17 protein-coding genes and 1 pseudogene are annotated in these 19,399 nt (G+C 70.7%); 10 read left to right on the forward strand and 8 right to left on the reverse strand.

Features of this window, described 5'->3' with window-relative positions:
* Positions 1–35: 35 nt before the first annotated feature.
* Positions 36–989, reverse strand: a complete 954-nt coding sequence (locus AB0B29_RS03555) for a UbiA prenyltransferase family protein (protein ID WP_362233387.1) — start codon at positions 987–989, stop codon at positions 36–38.
* 644 nt (positions 990–1,633) lie between these two features.
* A complete protein-coding gene (locus AB0B29_RS03560; RefSeq protein ID WP_362233390.1) occupies positions 1,634–2,596 on the reverse strand; it encodes an aldo/keto reductase in 963 nt (320 codons plus the stop codon).
* Positions 2,597–3,231: 635 nt separating this feature from the next.
* Here AB0B29_RS03560 and AB0B29_RS03565 point away from each other — a divergent pair.
* The 9 genes and pseudogenes from AB0B29_RS03565 to AB0B29_RS03605 all read left to right on the forward strand — a co-directional run.
* Positions 3,232–3,396 (forward strand): annotated as a pseudogene (locus tag AB0B29_RS03565) (winged helix-turn-helix domain-containing protein); the annotation flags it as partial.
* Positions 3,397–3,996, forward strand: coding sequence for an AfsR/SARP family transcriptional regulator (locus tag AB0B29_RS03570; protein ID WP_362233910.1), 600 nt, complete (start codon positions 3,397–3,399; stop codon positions 3,994–3,996).
* Positions 3,983–4,927, forward strand: a complete 945-nt coding sequence (locus AB0B29_RS03575) for a UTP--glucose-1-phosphate uridylyltransferase (RefSeq protein ID WP_436845772.1) — start codon at positions 3,983–3,985, stop codon at positions 4,925–4,927. The genes AB0B29_RS03570 and AB0B29_RS03575 overlap by 14 nt, the downstream gene beginning before the upstream one ends.
* A 5-nt stretch (positions 4,928–4,932) precedes the next feature.
* The gene (locus AB0B29_RS03580) at positions 4,933–6,876 is read left to right on the forward strand and encodes a thiamine pyrophosphate-binding protein (RefSeq protein ID WP_362233916.1); all 1,944 of its coding nucleotides are present in this window, start codon (positions 4,933–4,935) and stop codon (positions 6,874–6,876) included.
* Between the two features lie 20 nt (positions 6,877–6,896).
* The gene (locus AB0B29_RS03585) at positions 6,897–8,099 is read left to right on the forward strand and encodes an MFS transporter (RefSeq protein WP_362233393.1); all 1,203 of its coding nucleotides are present in this window, start codon (positions 6,897–6,899) and stop codon (positions 8,097–8,099) included.
* Positions 8,100–8,121: 22 nt separating this feature from the next.
* Positions 8,122–9,327, forward strand: a complete 1,206-nt coding sequence (locus AB0B29_RS03590; RefSeq protein ID WP_362233395.1) for a glycosyltransferase — start codon at positions 8,122–8,124, stop codon at positions 9,325–9,327.
* Positions 9,324–10,202 carry an RNase adapter RapZ gene (gene rapZ / locus AB0B29_RS03595; protein WP_362233397.1) on the forward strand — a complete coding sequence of 293 codons (879 nt, stop codon included), beginning with the start codon at positions 9,324–9,326 and terminating at the stop codon, positions 10,200–10,202. Before AB0B29_RS03590 ends, rapZ begins: the two co-directional genes overlap by 4 nt.
* A complete protein-coding gene (locus AB0B29_RS03600; protein WP_362233399.1) occupies positions 10,199–11,101 on the forward strand; it encodes a gluconeogenesis factor YvcK family protein in 903 nt (300 codons plus the stop codon). The genes rapZ and AB0B29_RS03600 overlap by 4 nt, the downstream gene beginning before the upstream one ends.
* A gap of 18 nt (positions 11,102–11,119) precedes the next feature.
* Positions 11,120–11,896 carry a hypothetical protein gene (locus tag AB0B29_RS03605; RefSeq protein WP_362233402.1) on the forward strand — a complete coding sequence of 259 codons (777 nt, stop codon included), beginning with the start codon at positions 11,120–11,122 and terminating at the stop codon, positions 11,894–11,896.
* Between the two features lie 18 nt (positions 11,897–11,914).
* Here AB0B29_RS03605 and AB0B29_RS03610 read toward each other — a convergent pair whose 3' ends face one another.
* The 6 genes from AB0B29_RS03610 to AB0B29_RS03635 all read right to left on the reverse strand — a co-directional run bounded on the left by AB0B29_RS03610 (position 11,915) and on the right by AB0B29_RS03635 (position 18,679).
* A complete protein-coding gene (locus AB0B29_RS03610) occupies positions 11,915–13,015 on the reverse strand; it encodes an endonuclease/exonuclease/phosphatase family protein (RefSeq protein ID WP_362233405.1) in 1,101 nt (366 codons plus the stop codon).
* Positions 13,016–13,185: 170 nt separating this feature from the next.
* Positions 13,186–14,073 carry a carbohydrate ABC transporter permease gene (locus AB0B29_RS03615; protein WP_362233406.1) on the reverse strand — a complete coding sequence of 296 codons (888 nt, stop codon included), beginning with the start codon at positions 14,071–14,073 and terminating at the stop codon, positions 13,186–13,188.
* A complete protein-coding gene (locus AB0B29_RS03620) occupies positions 14,070–15,053 on the reverse strand; it encodes a carbohydrate ABC transporter permease (protein WP_362233409.1) in 984 nt (327 codons plus the stop codon). The genes AB0B29_RS03615 and AB0B29_RS03620 overlap by 4 nt, the downstream gene beginning before the upstream one ends.
* 32 nt (positions 15,054–15,085) lie before the next feature.
* A complete protein-coding gene (locus AB0B29_RS03625; protein ID WP_362233412.1) occupies positions 15,086–16,399 on the reverse strand; it encodes an ABC transporter substrate-binding protein in 1,314 nt (437 codons plus the stop codon).
* Between the two features lie 187 nt (positions 16,400–16,586).
* Entirely contained in the window at positions 16,587–17,984 is a 1,398-nt protein-coding gene (locus AB0B29_RS03630; RefSeq protein WP_362233415.1) for a sensor histidine kinase, read from the reverse strand.
* Positions 17,981–18,679, reverse strand: coding sequence for a response regulator transcription factor (locus tag AB0B29_RS03635; protein ID WP_362233418.1), 699 nt, complete (start codon positions 18,677–18,679; stop codon positions 17,981–17,983). Before AB0B29_RS03635 ends, AB0B29_RS03630 begins: the two co-directional genes overlap by 4 nt.
* A 131-nt stretch (positions 18,680–18,810) precedes the next feature.
* On the opposite strand from AB0B29_RS03635, the gene AB0B29_RS03640 reads away from it, so the two are divergent.
* Positions 18,811–19,335: a hypothetical protein gene (locus AB0B29_RS03640; RefSeq protein WP_362233421.1), complete on the forward strand. Its 525-nt coding sequence runs from the start codon at positions 18,811–18,813 to the stop codon at positions 19,333–19,335.
* Positions 19,336–19,399: the final 64 nt, after the last annotated feature.

The raw sequence follows: 19,399 nt of genomic DNA on the forward strand, positions 1-19,399 counted from the left end.
GCGGCTGTCCTCAGGGGCTTCCCACAGATCGTCGGTCATCGGCTCGGCAGTCCGCTCACGAGTCCCGGATGGCCGGCCAGCACCGAGGTGAAGGCGAGACAGCCCAGGCACAGCAGTGCGCTGGTGACGACCCGCCGGTCGCGCAGCAGGGTCGCCGTGGGGTCCCCGCCGCCCCCTTCCGTGATCAGGATCTGCAGGTAGCGGAACAGGCCGTACAGCACGAACGGCATCGTCAGCAGGAGCGCCACCTGGCCGAAGGGCTGGGCCGCGTCGCTGCGCAGGAACCCGGAGTACGCGAACACCGCGACGACGGCGGTGACGATCACCATCTGGTCGACGAACGGCCGCGAATAGGCCTCGAGCGTGGGACGGTGCCGGTCGGCGACCGCCCCCAGACCGAGCTCCTGCCGCCGCTTGCCCAGACTGATCATGACGGAGGCCGCGTAGACGGCCATGACCAGCCACACCGACAGCGGGATGCCGCCGGCCAGGGACCCCAGGATGACCCGCAGCGCGAAGCCGGCCGCGACGACGAAGACGTCGACCAGGGCGATGTGCTTGAGCAACTGGCTGTAGAACAGGTTGAGCACGAGGTAGACGGCCACAGGCCAGGCGAGCCGCCAAGGCCCCAGTGCGCCCAGTGCGCCCAGCGCCGCGGTGAGCAGCACGGCGCAGCAGACGGCCACCGGGACGGAGACCCGCCCGGAGGCGATCGGCCGGGCGCGTTTCACCGGGTGCAGGCGGTCCCGCTCCCGGTCGGCCATGTCGTTGATCACGTAGACGACCGAGGCGGCGAGGGTGAACAGGACGACCGCCCAGGCCATCCGGGACAGCGTGTGCCAGTTCCAGTGCGCTCCGCCGGCCAGCGAGAGGGGCACGGCCACCAGATTCTTCGGCCACTGGCGGGGCCGTACCAGGAGCAGGAGGTCCTTCGCCCGCAGTCCCGGGGGGACGGAGTGCTCGCGCAGGCGCGGTTCCGTGACCGTCATGTCGTCTCTCCCCCGGGAGCGAGGCTGCGGGGACGGGGACGCCCCGGGCCCGGGTGCCGGCGTCTTCTGCCCTGCGCGGGCGGACGTCCCGTGCCACCTGGGCGCGGGACGGTCGAGAGGGGGCGGTGCGTCGTCATGTCTCTCCTTCAGGTGGCGCAGTGAGACCGGGTGCGACAGTTCGTGATGAACAAAGCGCGCAGGTACGACCGGAGTTGACGCCTTCTGCGGGGGTTCCCGCTCATGTCCCGACAGGCAGGCCGAGAGTGCCCCGTGACGCCAGTGGCGGCAAGGCCGGTATGCCGTACCCGGGTTCCGCCGCACCTTCCGGACCGCACGCCCGCGAAGCCCCACCGGTCCGCACCCGGCGGCGCGAACGCGCCGGTCAGTGCGGTGGTGCCGGGCCGTGCGGCGACCGTGGCACTACCTCGCCCTGAGAGGACTTCTGGCGGTTCTCCTGCCAGGTGCGTGCTGCGGCTCTGGAGAGGTTGCCGCCGGAGTGCACCGTCCCTGCCCACTTCGCCGAGCCCGCCTCTTGCGAGACGCCAGCGATCCTCGGCAGGGCGGCGACCAGGAACAGCGGAGCCCGGCCCCGGTGCCGGGAGGGCATCGGGGCCGGGCTCGTCGGACGGCGCGGCGGCCGCGGGTCAGGCGGTGTTCAGCCGCTCCAGCTGGCCGGCCTCCAGCTCGAGGTCGACCGCGGCCAGGCAGTCCTCCAGCTGCTTCACCGAACTCACCCCGATGACCGGGAGCACGCTGGGTGAGCCGTGCATGTGCCAGGCCAGCGCCACCTGGTTCGGCGAGGCGCCGAGCTCGTCCGCGACCTGGCGCAGCACGGACAGCCGGCCCGGCGTGCCGGGGTGGTCGTACTGCTGCGGGACCTCGCGGTCCGCGCGGCTCAGCGCTCCGCCCAGCAGGGTCGAGTAACCGAGCAGCGTCAGGTCCGGCTCGGAGCGCACGTAGTCGAGGAGTTCGCCGCTGACATGGGGGTTGGCGCCGAAGTCCGCGCCGGGCCTCGGCTGGAGGTAGGTGGCGCGCTGCTGGACACAGGAGTAGCCGGCGACGCCGAGCTGCCGCGCGAGGGCACGAGCCTGTTCGATCCGCCAGGCCGCGTGGTTGCTGCATCCGAGCAGCCGGACGGTGCCGTGCTCGACCAGTTCCCCGAAGGCGGCGACCGTCTCCTCCAGGGGGGTGCGCCGATCCTCGATATGGGCGTAGTACACGTCGATGAGGTCGATGCCCAGCCGGTCCAGGCTGGCCTTGACCTGGCGCTCTATCACCTGCTTCGACAGCCCCTCGGCGGCCTCCGGCCACGGGGCGTCCAGGGGCACGGGAAGTGCTCCCACCTTGGTCGCCAGCTTGACCTGGTCACGTACGCCGCGGCTGCGCAGCCACCGGCCGATCAGCGCCTCGCTCTCCTCGCCCGTGCCGCCCTCGACCCAGAACGCGTACGTGTTCGCGGTGTCGATGAAGGTGCCACCGGCCTCGAGGAACCGGTCGAGGACGGCGAATGCCGTCGCCTCGTCGGTACTGGTGCCGAAGTGCATGGCGCCTAAGCACAGGGCACTGGTGTCGAAGCCGGACGGGCCGCCGATTCGCCGTTGCTTCATTCGATGTTCTCCTTTTGATCATGGTGTGAAACGGTCTGGAGGCGACACCCGGACTCACCCGGCCGATATCCCCGGAGTCGCCGCGAGTGCACCGGCGTCCGGACTGTAGGGGAAGAGTCCGCCCTGGGCGACGTCGCGTTCGCGGCGCAGGGGGAAGGATTCCCTCCGGGGTGGCCGAACCCGATCGGCGCCGCTCGGGCCGCCGGCCGCGCCAGGACGGGCCGGGGAACGGTCGCGTGCCCACACGAAGCCTGCGCGCTGCGGGCCGGGAGGACGGCCGCGGGCATGCCCCGCCATTCGATCGAATAACTGATTCGACATGATCGATCCGGAACCTGATCCGGGTACTCGCATGCCCGGTAATCACAATTCCGGTATCCGTTCCACCTGGAATCGGAATACTGCATTCCGAAGGTGCACCGTCAGGATTGCCCCGCCTTGCACCATTGGCGAGCCTCACAGGCGGGTGCATTTCAGGCCATCCTGTGCCGTCAGGAAGTGAAAGAATATCTGGCTCCGCAGGTCACAGCGTGATACCTTCTGTTCGTTCGTTTTTCGAGCAACGGGGAGAGTGCTTCATGGAAGTCGCTGCAAATACCCTGGGGGACCTGACCCTTCTTGCCGCACAGCGGAACATGACTCCGACCGCCCCAAAACAACGCCAGGTACTGGCTCTCCTTTCAGCCCGCGCAAACCAGCTGATACTCACCGAGGATTTCTACCGTGAACTGTGGGGTGCCCGGCCCCCGCGCACTGCTGCTTCGACCCTGCACACATACGTCGGTCAATTGCGGCGCTCCATGGCCGAGGCCTTGGCGGTCACCCCTCAGGCCGTTTCCGAGCGATTACTGATCACCCAGCCCGGCGGTTACCTCCTGCGGGTCACCCCCGAGCGCTACGACATCGCCCGTTACCACCGGCTGCTGGAGAAGGCGGACGAGGCCCGCCGCACCCAGCGGACGGAGGAGGCCGTGCTGCACTACCGCGCGGCGCTGAGCCTGTGGCGAGGCCCGGCCCTGGCCGACATCAGCTGCGGGCCTGTCCTGCGGGTGTGGGCGGACGGCGCCAACGAGTCCCGCTTGAACGCAACGGAGAAGCTCTTCGCGCTCGAACTGCAGCTCGGCAACCCTCTGGAGGTGCTGAGCGAACTGCGTGAGCTGGCGGCCCGCCATCCGTTGCACGAGAACCTGCACGGACAGCTGATGGTGGCCCTCTCCCAGGCCGGCCGGAGAAATGAGGCCCTGGAGGCATACCACTCCCTGCGGAAGCGGATCGTGGGTGAACTCGGCCTCGAACCGTCCGCGCGTCTGGCACTCCTCCAGCAGCAGATCATCACGTCACAGGTGCACGGACCGGAGCGATTCGACCACCGCGGCGTGAAATCCAGTGCAGCGATCTGAGCCCCTCCAGAAAACAGAATCAGCAAGCTTACCGACCCTGAGCAAAGCCGTCATTCCGGCCGCAGGTCTGGGAACTCGTTTCCTGCCTGCCACCAAGGCTCTTCCCAAGGAAATGCTGCCGGTCATCGACAAGCCGGCCATCCAGTACGTGGTGGAAGAAGCGGTCGCCGCCGGTCTCGATAACATCCTCGTCGTCACCGGTCGCAACAAGAGACTGCTGGAAGACCATTTCGACCGCAATCTCGAAATCGAAGAAGCCCTGGCCCGCAAGGGCGATGAAGCATACGCGGACCAGGTGCGTGAACCCAGTGAGCCCGTGGCACTGCACTACATTCGCCAGGGCACCCCCAAAGGAGTCGGCCACGCCATCCTGTGCGCACGAGCGCATGTGGGGAACGAACCGTTCGCCGTCCTGCTCGGCGACGACCTCATCGACCCCCGTGATCGGCTTCTCGACCGCATGACCGCCGTACAGCGACAGCTGGGCGGCAGCGTCGTGGCGCTCATGGAGGTCGACCCGCACGACATCCACCTGTACGGATGCGCCGCCATCGCCCCCACCGAGGAGGGCGACGTCGTACGCATCACCGGCCTGGTGGAAAAGCCCGGCCCCGGCGAGGCACCCAGCGCCTGCGCCGTCATCGGCCGGTTCGTGCTCCACCCCGGCATATTCGACGTGCTCCACGGCATCCCGCCCGGACACGGCGGAGAGATCCAGCTCACCGACGCGCTGGACAGCCTGGCCCGCAGCCGCTCAGCCCGTGCGCCGGTCCACGGCGTGCTCTTCTCCGGCCGCCGCTACGACACCGGCGACCGGGCCGACTACCTGCGTTCGATCGTCCGTCTGGCCTGCGAGCACGACGATCTCGGACCGGACTTCCGGGCATGGCTGACCGCATTCGTCTCGCACCACCTCCAGGAAACGAGTTGACCGACATGCCCTCCGACTCCGTCCAGGACCCGCGGTTCCCCGACTCCACGCCCGCTTGCGACCCCCTGTCCCTGGCACGGGAGTTACTCGCCGGCCACACCCGGGCAGCAGGGACCCCCGTACCGGCGGCCGCCGGCAACGGCCCCGGGGAGCCGCCGCTGCTGACCGGCGCGGAGGCCGTCGCGGCACTGCTGGCCGACGGCGGCGTCCGCAACGTCTTCGTCTACGCCGGAACCTCGGAACTCGCGCTCTGCGACGCGCTGGACCGCAGCGACGGCATCCAACTGTCCAACGGGCGCGGTGACAAGGAGTCCGCCTTCATGGCGGCGGGCGCCTCCCTGATGTCACCGGGCCGGGGCGCGGCCGTACTGCACGGGGCGCGCGGGCTCACCAACGCCGCCGGAGCAGTCGCCGACGCCCGGCGCAACGAGGCGGGGACCCTGTTCCTCGTCGGCCTGCCTTCCAGCGGGTCCGCCCGCTTCCTCCCGCCGCACGGCGAACACGGCCTGCTCGACGGCATCGGCCGGTTCGCCGACTGGTCCTGGGAGGCCCCCGCGGTGCCCGAGCGGCCCGGCGAACGCCGGGCTGCGGCCGAGCAGTTCGTGGCACGGCTCCGGGAGGCCCTGGCCTTCTGCACCGCCCCGCCGAACCGGCCGGCCGTCCTGGGCATTCCCCAGGACGTCGCCGAGAAGCGCTGGATCCCGCTCGACACGCTGCTCACCGCTCCCCCCGCCACGCGGTCCACCGACCTGAGCCAGCCGGCGCTGGACGCGCTGCTGAGCGATCTGCGGCGGGCCGAACGCCCGCTGTTCCTCGTCGACGACTACGCCCTGCACGACCCCGGGCTGCGCCCCGCGCTCGACCGGCTGAGCGCCCTGGCCGGGGCGGCCGTGGCCCAGCTTCGGTACCGCAGGGGCCCGATGCTCTTCGAGCGGCTGCGCGACGAGGAGGTCTCGAACTTCGTCGGCTGGCTCAACCCCTTCGCTCCGGCGCACCGCGCCCTGCTGGCCGATTGCGACCTCCTGGTGACGGTGGAGGACCGCAACATCTACGAACGCGTCGTCGGCCCCTTGCCCGGCTGTCGCAGAGCTGCCGTCAACACCGACGCCTCCAAGGTCCTCAAGAACGAGTACCTGCGCGAGGACGAGCCGCTGGTCGTCGGTGAGCCGGCCCTGATCCTCGCGGAGCTGGCCGACCGGCTCGAAACCTCCGGGGAACCGGCGCGCGAGCCCTGGTTCCCGGCCGCGGCCCGCGCCGGGCACCTGGTGAGTCCCGAGCGGGCCACCGCCGCCGTCGAGGACGGACGCCGTGCCGTCGCCCAGGCGCTCGCGGACACGCTCGCGTCCTGGGAGCGGCCGGCGCTCGTGGACGACAGCCAGATGTTCGGCGGTCTGCTGTCCGAGCACTACGACGGCTTCCCCCCGGGGCTCAGGGTCTTCGGTGACCACGGGGCGTTCGTCGGCGGCGGGCTGGCGTACGCGACGGGTCTGGCCGTGGGGGAGCCGGACGCCCGGGTGATGTGCACGCTGGGCGACCAGGCGTTCACCAACTCCTTCCAGGGGCTGGTGGCCGCCGTGCAGGACCAGGCGCGGGTGCTCTTCGTCGTGTGCAACAACGGTGAGTCCGTCTCGCTGAAGAAGCAGGCCGCCGCCTCCTACGGCGCCACGGACCGCGCGTACCTCGCGAACGTCACCCGCCTGTCCTACCACCAGGTCGCCGACGCGCTCGGCGTGCCCGCCCAGCAGGTCGTCGTCCCCGTCGGCGACGATCCCGCGACGGTCCAGGCGGCGGTGTCCCAGCTGGCGACCGCGCTGGAGAAGAGCGCCGCCGAGGAGGGGCCCAGCCTGGTCGAGGTCGTCCTGCCGTCCGACCCCGACGTGTGGAAGGGCATCTGGCTCACCCAGGGCTTCGAGGAGATGCCACCGGCGAACCCCGTGACTCCGGCGTGACGCAGGGACCGGTGCCCGCCGTGGCGCGTCCGCGGCGGGCCAGGGCCGCCCTGAGCGTGGTGTTCTTCGTCAACGGGGCCCTGTTCGGCAACTGGGTGCTGCGCATCCCCACCGTCAAGGACCACACGCAGGCGGACACCGGTCCCCTCGGGCTGGCGCTGCTCGGCCTGGCCGTCGGGGCGCTGCTGTCCAAGCAGGTCTCCGGACAGCTCGTCGCCCGGTACGGCAGCCGCCCCGTCACCCGGATCGGCATCACGCTGAGCTGTCTGGCGGTGATGCTCCCGGCGCTGGCCGGCAACGTCGTCACGCTCGGGCTCGCCCTCGTCTGCTTCGGCGCGGCGATGGGCGTCGTCGACGTGGCGATGAACGCCCACGGCGTCGCCGTGCAGGACCGTCTGGGCCGTCCGGTGCTGTCCTCGCTGCACGGCGTGTACAGCATCGGCGGGCTCCTCGGCTCGCTGACCGGCGGGGCCGCCGAGGCCCGGGGGCTGTCCCCGCTGGTGCACCTGGCGCTCGTCGGAGCCGTGCTGGGCTGCGTCGCACTGGCCGCCTCGGCCTGGCTGCTGCCGGCGAACAGCGATGTGGCGCCGAAGCGCGCCGAAGGGGGCTGGGCCAGGCTGCCCGCGGGCCGGAGGCTGCCGCTGGTGCTGCTGGGTTTCGTCGGTCTGTGCGGTATGGCGGGTGAGGGCGCGGTCGGCGACTGGGGCGCCATCTATCTGCGCGACAGCCTCGACGCCAGCGCCCAGTTCGCCGCCCTGGGCTACTCCGCGTACTCCGTCGCCATGGCGGCCGGGCGCTTCCTCGGCGACCGGTTCCTGGCCCGCTGGGGTGACGTTCGGGTGGTCACCTGGGCGGTGACGGGCGCGGGCTGCGCCTTCGCCGCGGGACTGCTGGCCCGGCATCCGGCCGCGGCCGTGTGCGGGTTCGCGGCCCTGGGGACGGGACTGTCCATCGTCATGCCCGCCGTCTTCTCGATGGCCGGCCGGATGAGCGGGCAGACCGTCGGCCCGGCCATCACCGTCGTCTCCAGCATCGCCGGCACCGGCTTCCTGGCCGGGCCTCCCCTGATCGGCTTCCTCGCGCAACTGACCGGACTGCCCGCGGCGCTCGGCGTGGTCAGCGTGCTCGCGGTGGGTGCCGCGGTACTGCTGCGCTTCGCCACGTCCGGGCAGCAGGCAGCGGTCGGCCCGCCGCCCGCCCGCGCCGCCGACCCCCTCATCTGACCGCAGCTCGAAGGGAATCCACATGCCACAGCTCCGTCCGGACGACCCCGAGGTCCTGGCCACCGCCGTCGTCGACAGCATCGTCGTCGCCTCGGACCCCGACGCCCGCCGCTCGGGCCTCTTCTACTGGGAGATGGCCCGCCCGTGGACCGAGGCCGTCGTCGCCGCGGTCAAGAAGGCCGAGGACCCCGGGATCCGCTCCCTGGGCGAGCGCCTCGCCCAGGACCCGGCCGTTCCCGACCACTACCACGAGCTGCGTGCCGCCCTCCTCGACCAGGCCGACGTGCCCTCCACCGCCCCCCTGTTCGACGCCGCCTGGGAGACGGAGTGCAACTCGCGCATCGGCTTCCACCTCGGCGCGCTGCACACGCGGGAGGCCGAGCCGGTCTCCGTCGAGGAGCTCCGTGTCCTCCCGCCGGGGCCGGCGCTGCCCGCCGGAGCGGACCCCGAGGTACTGATCGTCATCCCGTTCCGGGACCGCGACACCGGCGGCGCCCGGCTGCGCAACCTGCTGGCATGCCTGCTCGCTCTGCGCGACCAGTCCTACCCGCGCGAGCGGTACCAGGTCACCGTGGTCGAGTCCGACGACTCCCCGCGCCACCGCGAGGCGATCACGCCCTTGACCGACCACTACCTGTTCGCCCCCAAGGCCGGCCTGTTCAACAAGTCGTGGGCGGTCAACGCGGGTGTGGCCAACACCCCCGGCCGCAACGAGGTGCTCTGCATCCTCGACGCCGACGTGCTGGCCGACCGGGACTTCGTCGCCCGCAACGCCGAACGCTTCCGCTCCCCCGGCGTCGGCGGCCATATGACGTACCGGAAGATGAGCTGCCTGGACGGTCCCACCACCGCATGGGCCATCCGTGAGCGGGTCCAGCGACGCGGCGTCGAGGCCTCCGCCGACCATCTGCGCGCCTTCCAGCTGCGCCGCCCGCCGGGCTGCTGCCTGTGGGTGCGCACCGGGATCTTCCACCGGGTGGGCGGCATGGACGAGCGGTACGAGGGGTGGGGCGGCGAGGACAACGACTTCGTCTACCGCTTCGACATCGCCGCTCCCTTCTTCAACCACGACGACTGGATGCTCCACATGCAGCACCCCCCGGCGTCGCTGCTGCGCGAGGACGGCGAACTCGTCAACGCCCACATCCCACCGCTCAGCTGGCGGCCCGAGGGGCCCATCGGGCAGCTGGACCGTTTCGCCACCGAGACCCCGGGAAGCCGGCCGTGACGCTCTTCCCCGGACCCGAGAGCGAGTTCGTCGTCATCACTGGTCTGTCCGGGGCCGGCCGCAGCCTGGCGGCCGACCACCTGGAGGACCTCGGCTGGTTCACCATCGACAACCTGCCGCCCAGGCTGGTGCCCAAGGTGGCCGAACTGGCCGGCGCCCCGAAGTCCTCCATCACCCGGGTCGCCCTGGCGGTCGGCACCGCGCCGTACCAGGACGACGTCCTGCCCATGCTGTCCTGGCTGCGCTCCTCGGGGGCGCGGGTACGGGTGCTGTTCCTGGAGGCGGCCACCGACGTCCTGGTACGCCGCTTCGACCACACCCGTCGCCGCCATCCGCTGGCCGACGGCGACAAACAACGCCTGGTCGCCGCCATCGACCAGGAACGGGAACTGCTCGCGCCCGTGCGCGACGAGGCCGACATGGTGCTCGACACCAGCACGCTCAACCGCCACGAGCTGCGCCGCAGGCTCGGCACCTTCTTCGCGGGTACGCGGACCACGAAGGACGTGCAGATGACGCTGCTGTCCTTCGGCTACAAGCACGGCCTGCCCCTCGACGCCGACCTCGTCTTCGACTGCCGGTTCCTGCCCAACCCGCACTGGGTCGAGGAGCTGCGCGAACTGACCGGTCTGCAACCGCAGGTCAGCGACTACGTCCTCGCCCAGCCCGCCGCGCAGTCGTTCCTCCGGGACGCCGAGCGGATGCTCGGCCGGCTGCTGCCCGCCTACACCGAGGAGGGACGGGCGTACCTCACCATCGCGCTGGGCTGCACCGGCGGTCAGCACCGTTCGGTCGCGATGGCCGAGCAACTGGCGGTCGTCCTGCGGCAGCTGGGCTTCACGCCCGGCGTCCTGCACCGGGACGTCCACAAGTGAGCGCCCGGGCCGAGCACCCTCGCGTCGTGGCCATGGGCGGCGGACGCGGGCTGACGGCCACACTCCGGGCCACCCGCCGGTACGCCGCCCACACCACCGCGATCGTCGCCACAGCGGACGACAGCGGCTCCTCCGGGCGGCTGCGCAGCGCCTTGGCCATCCCCGCCCCCGGCGACCTGCGGCGCTGTCTGGCGGCGCTCGCCGGCGCCGAGGAGGAACCTCTCGGCCAGGCGATGGAGTACCGGTTCGGCGGCACCGACGTGGAGGGGCACGCCCTCGGCAACCTGCTGCTGGCCGGGCTCACCTCCGTCACGGGCGACTTCCTGACCGCGACCGAGAGCACCGCGGCGCTGCTCGGCCTGGACCCGGAGCGCGGCCGGGTGGTCCCCGCGACGGTGGAACCGGTCGACCTGAGTGCCGTCACGTCCGACGGCACCCGGATGAGCGGGCAGTACGCCATATCGAAGACGGCGGGCATCAGCCGTGTCGAGCTCGTCCCACCCGGGGTCAAAGCACCCGACGGCCTGGCCCGGGCGATCCACGCGGCGGACCAGGTGGTGCTGGGCCCCGGCTCGGTGTACACCTCCATCCTGGCGGCCGCCCTGGTCGACGATCTGCACGCCGCCCTCGCCACGACCCGCGCCCAGCGCGTCTACGTCTGCAACCTGGAGCCCGAGGTGGCCGAGACCCAGGGGTACGACGTCGCCGCGCATGTCGAGGCGCTGCGCGCCCACGGTGTGGAACCCGACCTGGTGCTGGTGCACGACGGCGGCCCGCTGCCGACCGGGCACCTCGACATCCCGGTCGTGCGCGCCGATCTCGTCCGCTCCGACCCCGCACACGGCACCGCTCACGACAGCGCCAAGCTGGCCGCCGCGCTCGCGGCGGTCCTCGCGTAACACCCGGAGGTATCCGTCATGGCTTTCTTCACCCTGGCCTGCGCCTTCCACAACACCGAACGGCTCCTCGGCAGGACACTGCCGTTGGCGATCCGTTCCCTCACCTACCCCACCCGGCACGATTTCGAAGTGATCCTGGTGGCGGAGCGGGCGTCCGAGGACGTCGTCGCCCGGCTGGTGCCCCGGCTGGCCGATCTCGGCGTGGACGAGCTGCGGTGGCGGCGTACCGACCGCAACTCCTTCTCCGGCGCGCCGTCGAACAACTTCCACGGCAACCACTTCACCACCACGAGTCCGTACCTGATCACGTTCACCGACGACACGTTCATCCACAAGACCGACGAGGACTTCGACGTCCTCGACGCCACCGCGCAGATCTTCGAGGCGAATCCCGAGGTGGCCCTCATCAGCAAGGTGGACGACCACGAGGAGTGGGACTGGCCGCTCGAGGACGTCGGACCGGAGATCGAGCCGGGGGTCCGCTCCGTCAACCGGGTGGTGGACCAGCTCATCGCCTACGACACCGCCCGCTTCGCCCCCGTCGCACGCCGGCTCGGCGCCTTCCACCGGGACACCTTCGTCAGCCACGCGGGCTTCGAGTACCAGTGGGAGAACCTCGCGAGCCACGTCGGGACCTCCGGCAACCGCAAGATCGCCTACCCGGAGCGGTGGCCGCTGCGGGTACGCCACAGCGACCTGCGCAACCAGCCGGGTTCCATGCACGGCACACAGGACGAGGACGTGAAGCTCAAGTGCTTCGAACGGCTGATGGAGAGCCAGGGGCTCACCAAGTGAGGTGATCAGTGCCCGGGCTCAGGTGGACAGAAAGAACTCCTGGGCCCGGTGCGAGGACAGCCCCTCCGGGTCCGTCAGCCGGTAGCCGTGGGCCTTCGCGCCCGTGGCGGAGAAGGCCCAGTCGAGGCGCCAGGCCTGGGGCTTTCCGACCCAGAACGACACCGGGTAGAGGCTGTCCGAGGAGTGCGCCGCGTCGGTCAGGCCGTCCAGCCACCGCAGTGCGCCGGAGCCGGGCACCAGGTTGAGCACCCCGGCCACGACCTTGGGGTTGTCGTTGTTCTCGATGTCCGCCCGCAGCGCTTTGAGCACCGCGGTCCGGCGGTGGTCCAGGTCGGCGACGATCCGGTAGAACTCCGCGGAGAACGGGCTGGCTCCCAGGTAGAACAGGTCCGGGAGATGCACGTTGTAGAAGGAGACCTCGGTACCGTCCACGACGATGTCGGTGCGCAGAACCCGGATGTCCCAGTAGTCGTCCCAGGACGTCTCCGGTTCGGGCAGTCGTGCCCGTACCACGGTCTGCTCCTCGATCGGGAACCGTGACATGGTGAGCAGTTCGCCGGCCATCGCGAAGTGGTAGCCGGGGAAGGAAGCGCGCAGCCGGTCCTCGTCGTCGACCGGCACCGGCTCCCCGTCCCCGATCTCCATGTACTCCTGAAGCAGGTAGACGTCCGCCCGGTGCTGCTTCAGGTAGCGGTGGAAGTGGCCGGGATCGTTGCCCTGCGCCCATTCCAGCGTGTCCCAGGACATGATCTTCAGCGCGCCCGGGGGTGGGGGCTCCTGCCCGCCGAGGGCCCGCAGGTTCAGCCCCGACTGCGGCACCGCGACGATCAGCGCCACCGCGGCGAGTCCCGTCAGCCACCGGCCTTCCCGGAGCAAGCCGCGCCGGGGCCGCAGCAGGAGGACCGCTCCCGCCGTCAGCAGCGCGAGCGGCACCACGACCAGGGCGAGGGGCGGCAGCAGGTCGATCAGCACCCACCACCAGACGCGGCCGCCCAGCAGCGGCCGCGCCGCGAGCAGTGACAGCCAGACCAGTGCCGTGCCGATCAGCGTCCGCGTCAGGAGAACGCGTCGTCGTGCCGTGCGTCCCGGCGCTGCCGGGGCGGTCTGAGAGCTGGACACCGGACCACCTTCCTCCCACACGGCGACGCCGGCCGGGTGACAAGGATGCGAGTCGGTGTTCCGGCAGCGCAACGATCTTCGTGCGGGAGTGCCCCGGCGCTGTTGCGGCTCTCCAGCCGTCCTCCAGCCGGCCTCTCGTGGCGCGGCACGGGTCGTCCGTCGAAGCGGGGTCAGCCCTTGTTGGCGCCGAGGGTGAGCCCGCTGACGAACTGGCGCTGGAGTGCGAAGTACACGATCAGGGTCGGGATCGCGGTGAGCAGGGCTCCTGCGGCGACCAGGTTGGGGTCGGTGAAGTACTGGCCGGAGAGGTTGTTCAGCGCCGAGGTGATCGGCATGTTCTCGCCGGTGGAGATCAGGACGATGGCCCAGAAGAAGTCGTTGTAGATCCAGATGGACAGCAGGGTCGCGAGGGCGGCCATCGCGGGCTTGCACAGCGGCAGCACGATCTGCCAGTACAGCCGCCAGACGGAGGCGCCGTCGACCAGGGCGGCCTCGGTGAGCTCGTGCGGCAGCGAGCGCATGTAGTTGCTCAGCACGAACGCGCAGAACCCGGACTGGAACGCCACGTGGATCAGCACCAGGCCGAGCGCGGAGTCGTAGAGCTTGCCGCTCATGGTGATGCCGGGCAGGTCGATCAGCAGGTACAGCCGGTACAGCGGAGTGATGATGACCTGCTGGGGCAGCAGGTTGCCGGCCGTGAACACCAGCAGCAGGAACAGGTTGAGCCGGAAGTCGAAGCGGCTGACGTAGAAGGCCACCATCGACGACAGCAGCAGCGTCAGCAGCACGGCCGGGACCGCGATGATCAGCGTGTTGCCGAAGTAGTGCAGCATGTCCGACTGCTGGAAGGCGTTGGTGAAGTTGTCGAAGGTGAGCTTGTCGGGCCAGGAGACGTAGCCCTTGGTGCTGGTCTCCGCGTACGGCCGCATCGCCGCGAGCAGGGCCCACAGCAGGGGCGCGAGCCAGGCCAGCGCCGTGACGACGAGGAAGGTGTGCAGCAGGATCCGGGCGGGGCGGATCGGGGTGCGCTGCTTGACCGGTGCGCTCAGGGTGGTCATGCGCGCCGCTCCTTCCGGAAGGTGGCGATCAGGTAGGGGATGATCACCGCGAGCGAGATGACCAGCAGGACGACGGCGATCGCGGAGCCGTATCCGATGCGGCTGGACTCGCCGATGATGTTGTTGGTCACCAGGATCGACAGCAGCTCGGTGCCCTGGGCGCCCTTGTTGAAGACGAAGACCAGGTCGAAGGCGCGCAGCGCCTCGATGATCGTGACGACCAGGACGACGGTGTTGGTCGGGCGCAGGGTCGGGAAGATGACGTTCTTGAACGTCTGCCACTCACTGGCGCCGTCCAGCGCGGAGGCCTCGCGCAGGGCCGGATCGACGCTCTTCAGGCCTGCCAGGTAGAGGATCATCATGTAGCCGGCGTGCCGCCAGGAGGCGGCGACGAGGATCGCCCAGAGGTTGAGGTCCGGGTCGCCGATCCAGTCGATGTAGTGGCCGGGTTTGTTGGCGCCGATGATGCTGTTGATCAGGCCGGTGTCGGGGTTGTAGATCAGCTGCCAGACGAAGCCGATGACCGCCAGCGACATCACGACCGGCAGGAAGAACGCGGTCTGGTAGACGCGGCTGAAGCGGATCTTCTTGTCCAGCTGCACGGCGAGGAACAGGCCGAAGGGCGTGGGCAGCAGGATGAGCACCACGAACCAGATGACGTTGTGCTCGACGGCGGGCCAGAACTGCGGGTTGCTGGTGAACAGCTCCTTGAAGTTCTGCAGTCCGACCCACTTGATGGAGTCGAAGCCGATGCCGTCCCAGGTGGTGAAGGCCAGCGCGATCGAGGCGAGGGCCGTCAGCCACACCAGGGCGACGTGCAGGACCGTCGGCACGCCGGCCATCAGGCCGAGTGTGAGGCGGTCCCGTCGGGTGAGCAGACGCCGGTGACCGTGGGGCGTCTTGGCGGGCGGGGGCGTGGGGGCGGGCCCCGGAGCCGGCGGGGCGGCCGGCTCCGGAGCCTTCGCGGGGGTGGCAGTCATGTCGTGATCCGAGTCGTCGAGGCTCCGTTCGGTCAGGAGGAGGCGAAGATCGTCTTCTTCTGGCGTTCGATCGACGAGAGGATGCTGTCGACGTTCTTCGGGTTGCGGATGAAGTTCTGCAGCGCCGGCTGCATCACCGTGGACGTGAAGTCCGGGCGGGAGTCGCGGTCCATGAACTGGGTGAGGCTCTTCGCGCCGGAGATCATCTCGAAGCTCTTCTTCTGCAGCGCGGTGTAGCTGGAGGTGTCGGCCTTTGTGGAGGCGGCCACCACGCTGGAGTCGGCCTTGAGGTAGATCTGCTCGGCCTCGGGCGTGCCCAGGTACTCCAGGAGCTTGACCGCGCCGTCGCGGTTCTTCGGGGCCTTGGAGAGCATGAAGCCGTCGGTGGGCGCCTCGACGGTGTCCTGCCCGAACTGCGGGTCGATCTCCGGGAAGGCGAAGAAGTCAAGGTCGTCCAGGTCGGCCTTGTTGGTGAACTGCTGACCGACGAACGTGCCCAGCAGGTACATGCCGGCCTTCTTGGCCACCAGCGACTGCGCCGCGTCCTGCCAGGTGCGGCCGACCGCGCCCTCCTGGTGGTAGGGCAGGATCTCCGTCCAGTGGTCGAAGACCTTGCGCACCTTGGGGTCGGTCCAGGAGGCCTTGCCCGCCATCAGGTCGACGTGGAAGTCGTAGCCGTTGGTGCGGAAGTTGATCTGGTCGAAGGTGCCCATCGCGGGCCAGGCGTCCTTGTCGCCGAAGGCGATCGGGACCAGCCCGTCCTTCTTCATCCGCTTGCACAGGGCGACGAAGTCGTCCCAGGTGGTGGGCACCTTGTAGCCGTGCTGCGCGAAGACGCTCTTGCGGTAGAAGACCGCCCACGGGTACGTGTACAGCGGCACGAAGTAGTACTTGCCGTCCTCGCCCTTGCTGAGCTTCTGCATCGCCGCCGGGAAGTTGCCGCCGATCTTCTGCCACACGTCGTCGATCGGGGACGCGAGCTTCTTCGCCGCGAAGAACTGCATGCGGTAGCCGGCGAACCAGGTGAACACGTCGTCGGGAGTGCCCTGCAGGTAGGAGTTGATCTGCTCCTGGAACGTGTTGTGGTCCTTGGTGTTCACGTCGACCTTGATGCCGGACTTCTTGGTGAAGGCGGCGTAGATCTCGGCGAACGCCTTCTTCGGCACGGCGTCGGACGAGTTGGAGCCGAGACTGACCGTCTTCGGGTCGGCGGACGAACCGCTGCCGCCGCAGGCGCTCAGCAGGGGTATTCCGGCACCGAGCAGGGCCGCGCCGCCCATGCCGCGCAGCAGGGTGCGGCGGCTGGGAGCGGAGAGGGAGAGACCGGAGGGAGAGAGGTCGTGCATGAACTGCTCCTGAAGGCAGGGTCCGGCCATGAGGGTGTGGCGTGAAATCCAGTCGCAATCGACCAGAAACCAACTTGACCGAACACGGTGGCGCAATGACAGCCGTATGTCCGGTATCTCGTCAAGAGCCGTTGCCTCCATTTGTCGAAACGTGACCGTCCCGTGAAGACGCGGTGTCGGGGAGGGGTCAGCGGGACCGGGAGCGGTTGTACACGGCGGCGAGCCTGCCGGGGCGGCGCCGCCGCAGCTGCCGGTGCCCGCGGCCGGCCGGGGCGCTGCCGGCCGGCTGGATCCAGATCCGCACCTCGGCCCCGCCGAGCACCGAGGAGCCGATCCGTACGTCCCCGCCGGTGGACTCCGCGAGCCGGCGCACGATGTCCAGGCCGAGCCCCGTCGAGCCGTCGCTCCCCGAGCCGCGGCCCCGCGCCATCGCCGTCTCCGGGTCGGGTATGCCCGGGCCCGCGTCGGAGACGAGGACGATCACCGCGTCCTCGCCGTTGTGCACGTCGACCGCGAAGGCGGTGCCCTCCGGGGTGTGCCGGAAGACGTTCCCGAGCAGCGCGTCGAGCGCGGCGGCCAGGTCGGCGCGGGCCACGGGTATGCGCACCGGCCGGTCGGCCCCGGCCACCCGCCACTTGCGGCCCTCGTCCTCCGCGAGCGCCGACCAGAACGCCATCCGCTCCCGGACCACCTCGGCCGCGTCGCATCCCGCGCCCGGACCGGCCGCGGCCGTCTGCGGCTTGGCCTCCCGGGCCGTACGGATGATGGTGTCGACCTCGCGCTCCAGCTGCTCGACCGCGGTCCGGGTCTGGTCGGCGGCCGGCCCCTCGCCGAGCGAGGCGGTGTTGAGCCGCAGCACGGTCAGGGGCGTGCGCAGCCGGTGGGACAGGTCGGCCGCCAGCTCCCGCTCGTTCGCCAGGAGCTGGACGACCTGGTCGGCCATCGAGTTGAACGCGACCGCCGCGAGCCGCAGCTCGCTCGGGCCCTCCTCGGGCACGCGGGCGCCGAGCCGGCCTTCTCCCAGGTCGTGCGCCCCCTCGACCAGGCGCTGCGCGGGCCGGACCATGCGCACGCCCAGCCGGTCGGCGACCGCGACCGAGCCGAGGATCAGCGCCACCCCGACCGCGGCGAGCACGGCCCAGGCCGTGCCCACGCCGTTGGTGACGTCGGACTCCGGCACGTAGACCTCGACGACCGCGATCTTGCCGGTGCTGAGCGCGACCGGCTGGAGGAGCGTCGAGCCGCCGGGGACTTCGGTGGTGGAGGCGCGGCCCAGCTCGCGCACGGCCGCGACGTCCTCGTCGGCGGCGCGCCGCCGCCCCAGTTCGAGGGCCTCCTTGCCGTCGCCCGCCGGGAGGTGCACGGCCATCCCGGCGTCGGAACCGGCGGCGGCGACGACCCGTTCGAGCTGGTCGCGGTCGGTGGTGATGGACAGGGCGGGGGCGACGGCGGCGGCCTCCCGCTCGGCGTTCGAGAAGGCGCGGTCGCGGGCCATCTCGCGGATGACGAGTCCGAGCGGCACGGCGAAGGCGACCACGACCATGGTGGTCACGGCCAGCGACACCTTGACCAGGGCCCACCTCATCGCGGCGCCCCCGGTGGTTCGAGCTTCACCCCGACGCCCCGAAGGGTGTGCAGATAGCGCGGGCTGGCCGCCGTCTCGCCCAACTTCCGCCGCAGCCAGGACAGATGGACATCGATGGTCTGGTCGTCGCCGTAGGACTGCTGCCACACCTCGGCGAGCAGTTCCCTGCGGGGGACGACGACGCCGGGCCGGCGGGCCAGGAAGGCGAGCAGGTCGAACTCGCGGCGGGTGAGGTCGAGTCGCGCACCGTCCAGCTCGGCCTGGCGGCGCAGCGGGTCGACGGTCAGGCCGCCGACCCGGATCGCGGGGGACGGCTCCCCTTCCGCGGGGCCGGAACGGGCGCGGCGCAGCACGGCCGCCATGCGGGCCGACAGGTGCTCCACCGAGAAGGGCTTGGTCAGGTAGTCGTCCGCCCCGGCGTTCAGCAGCCGGACGATCTCCGTCTCGTCGTCCCGGGCGGTGGCGACGATCACCGGCACGTCCGTGATCCCGCGCAGCATCTTCAGGGCCTCGGACCCGTCGAGGTCGGGCAGTCCGAGGTCCAGGATCACCACGTCGAAGCGGACATGGGCGACCTCGCGCAGCGCCTCCAGCGCCGTCCCGACACTGCGCACGGTGTGCGAGGCGTCGGTCAGGTGGCGGATCAGCGCCGAGCGTACGAACTGGTCGTCCTCGACCACGAGCACACTTGCCATGCGCCGCACCGTACGCCATCTCGAACAGCCGGGTGCGGGGCTGTGGACAACTCCCCGGCTGGGGACAACGGGGCTTTGCGGGACGCCTTTTGCGGGCCACGCGTGGGGCGCGTGAGGCAGTATGGCCCGCGATGCGCAGAGGACTCGTACACGTACTGGCCTGGCTGCTCGCCACGGGCGCGGCGGTCACGCTGTCGTGGTGGGGTGTCCACACGGTGATGGCGGGCACGGCCTACGATCCGCCGCGCGCCCTGCCCATCAAGGCCGCCGACACGTCGTCCACGCGGGAGCCGAAGGCGTCGGCCACGCCGCCGGAGCGGACGCCCGCACCCGAGCGGCGGCGGCCGAGCAGGCCTGCGGCAACCGGCAGCCCGAGCCCCTCCCCCACGCCGTCGGCCGGCACCGCAGCTCCCACCACCGCCCCGCCCGCCTCCGGTCGGATCAGGAGCTACGACACCGACGGCGGCCGGGCGGTCTTCGACCTCGGCAAGACGTCCGCCTCGCTGGTCTCGGCGACGCCCGGGGCGGGCTGGTCGATGCAGGTGTGGAAGACGCAGTCGTGGATCCGCGTGGAGTTCTCCTCGGGCGCGGACCGGGTGTCGGTGTTCTGCACCTGGCACGACGGACCGCCGCGGGTGGAGATCGGGACCTACTGAGTGCCGTGTGCGGCCGTCGGCACCCGTTGAGCGCCGTAGCCGGTCATCGCGCTCGCCGCTCGCC

This window comes from Streptomyces tibetensis, from assembly GCF_040647715.1.
Lineage (GTDB): Bacteria > Actinomycetota > Actinomycetes > Streptomycetales > Streptomycetaceae > Streptomyces > Streptomyces tibetensis_A.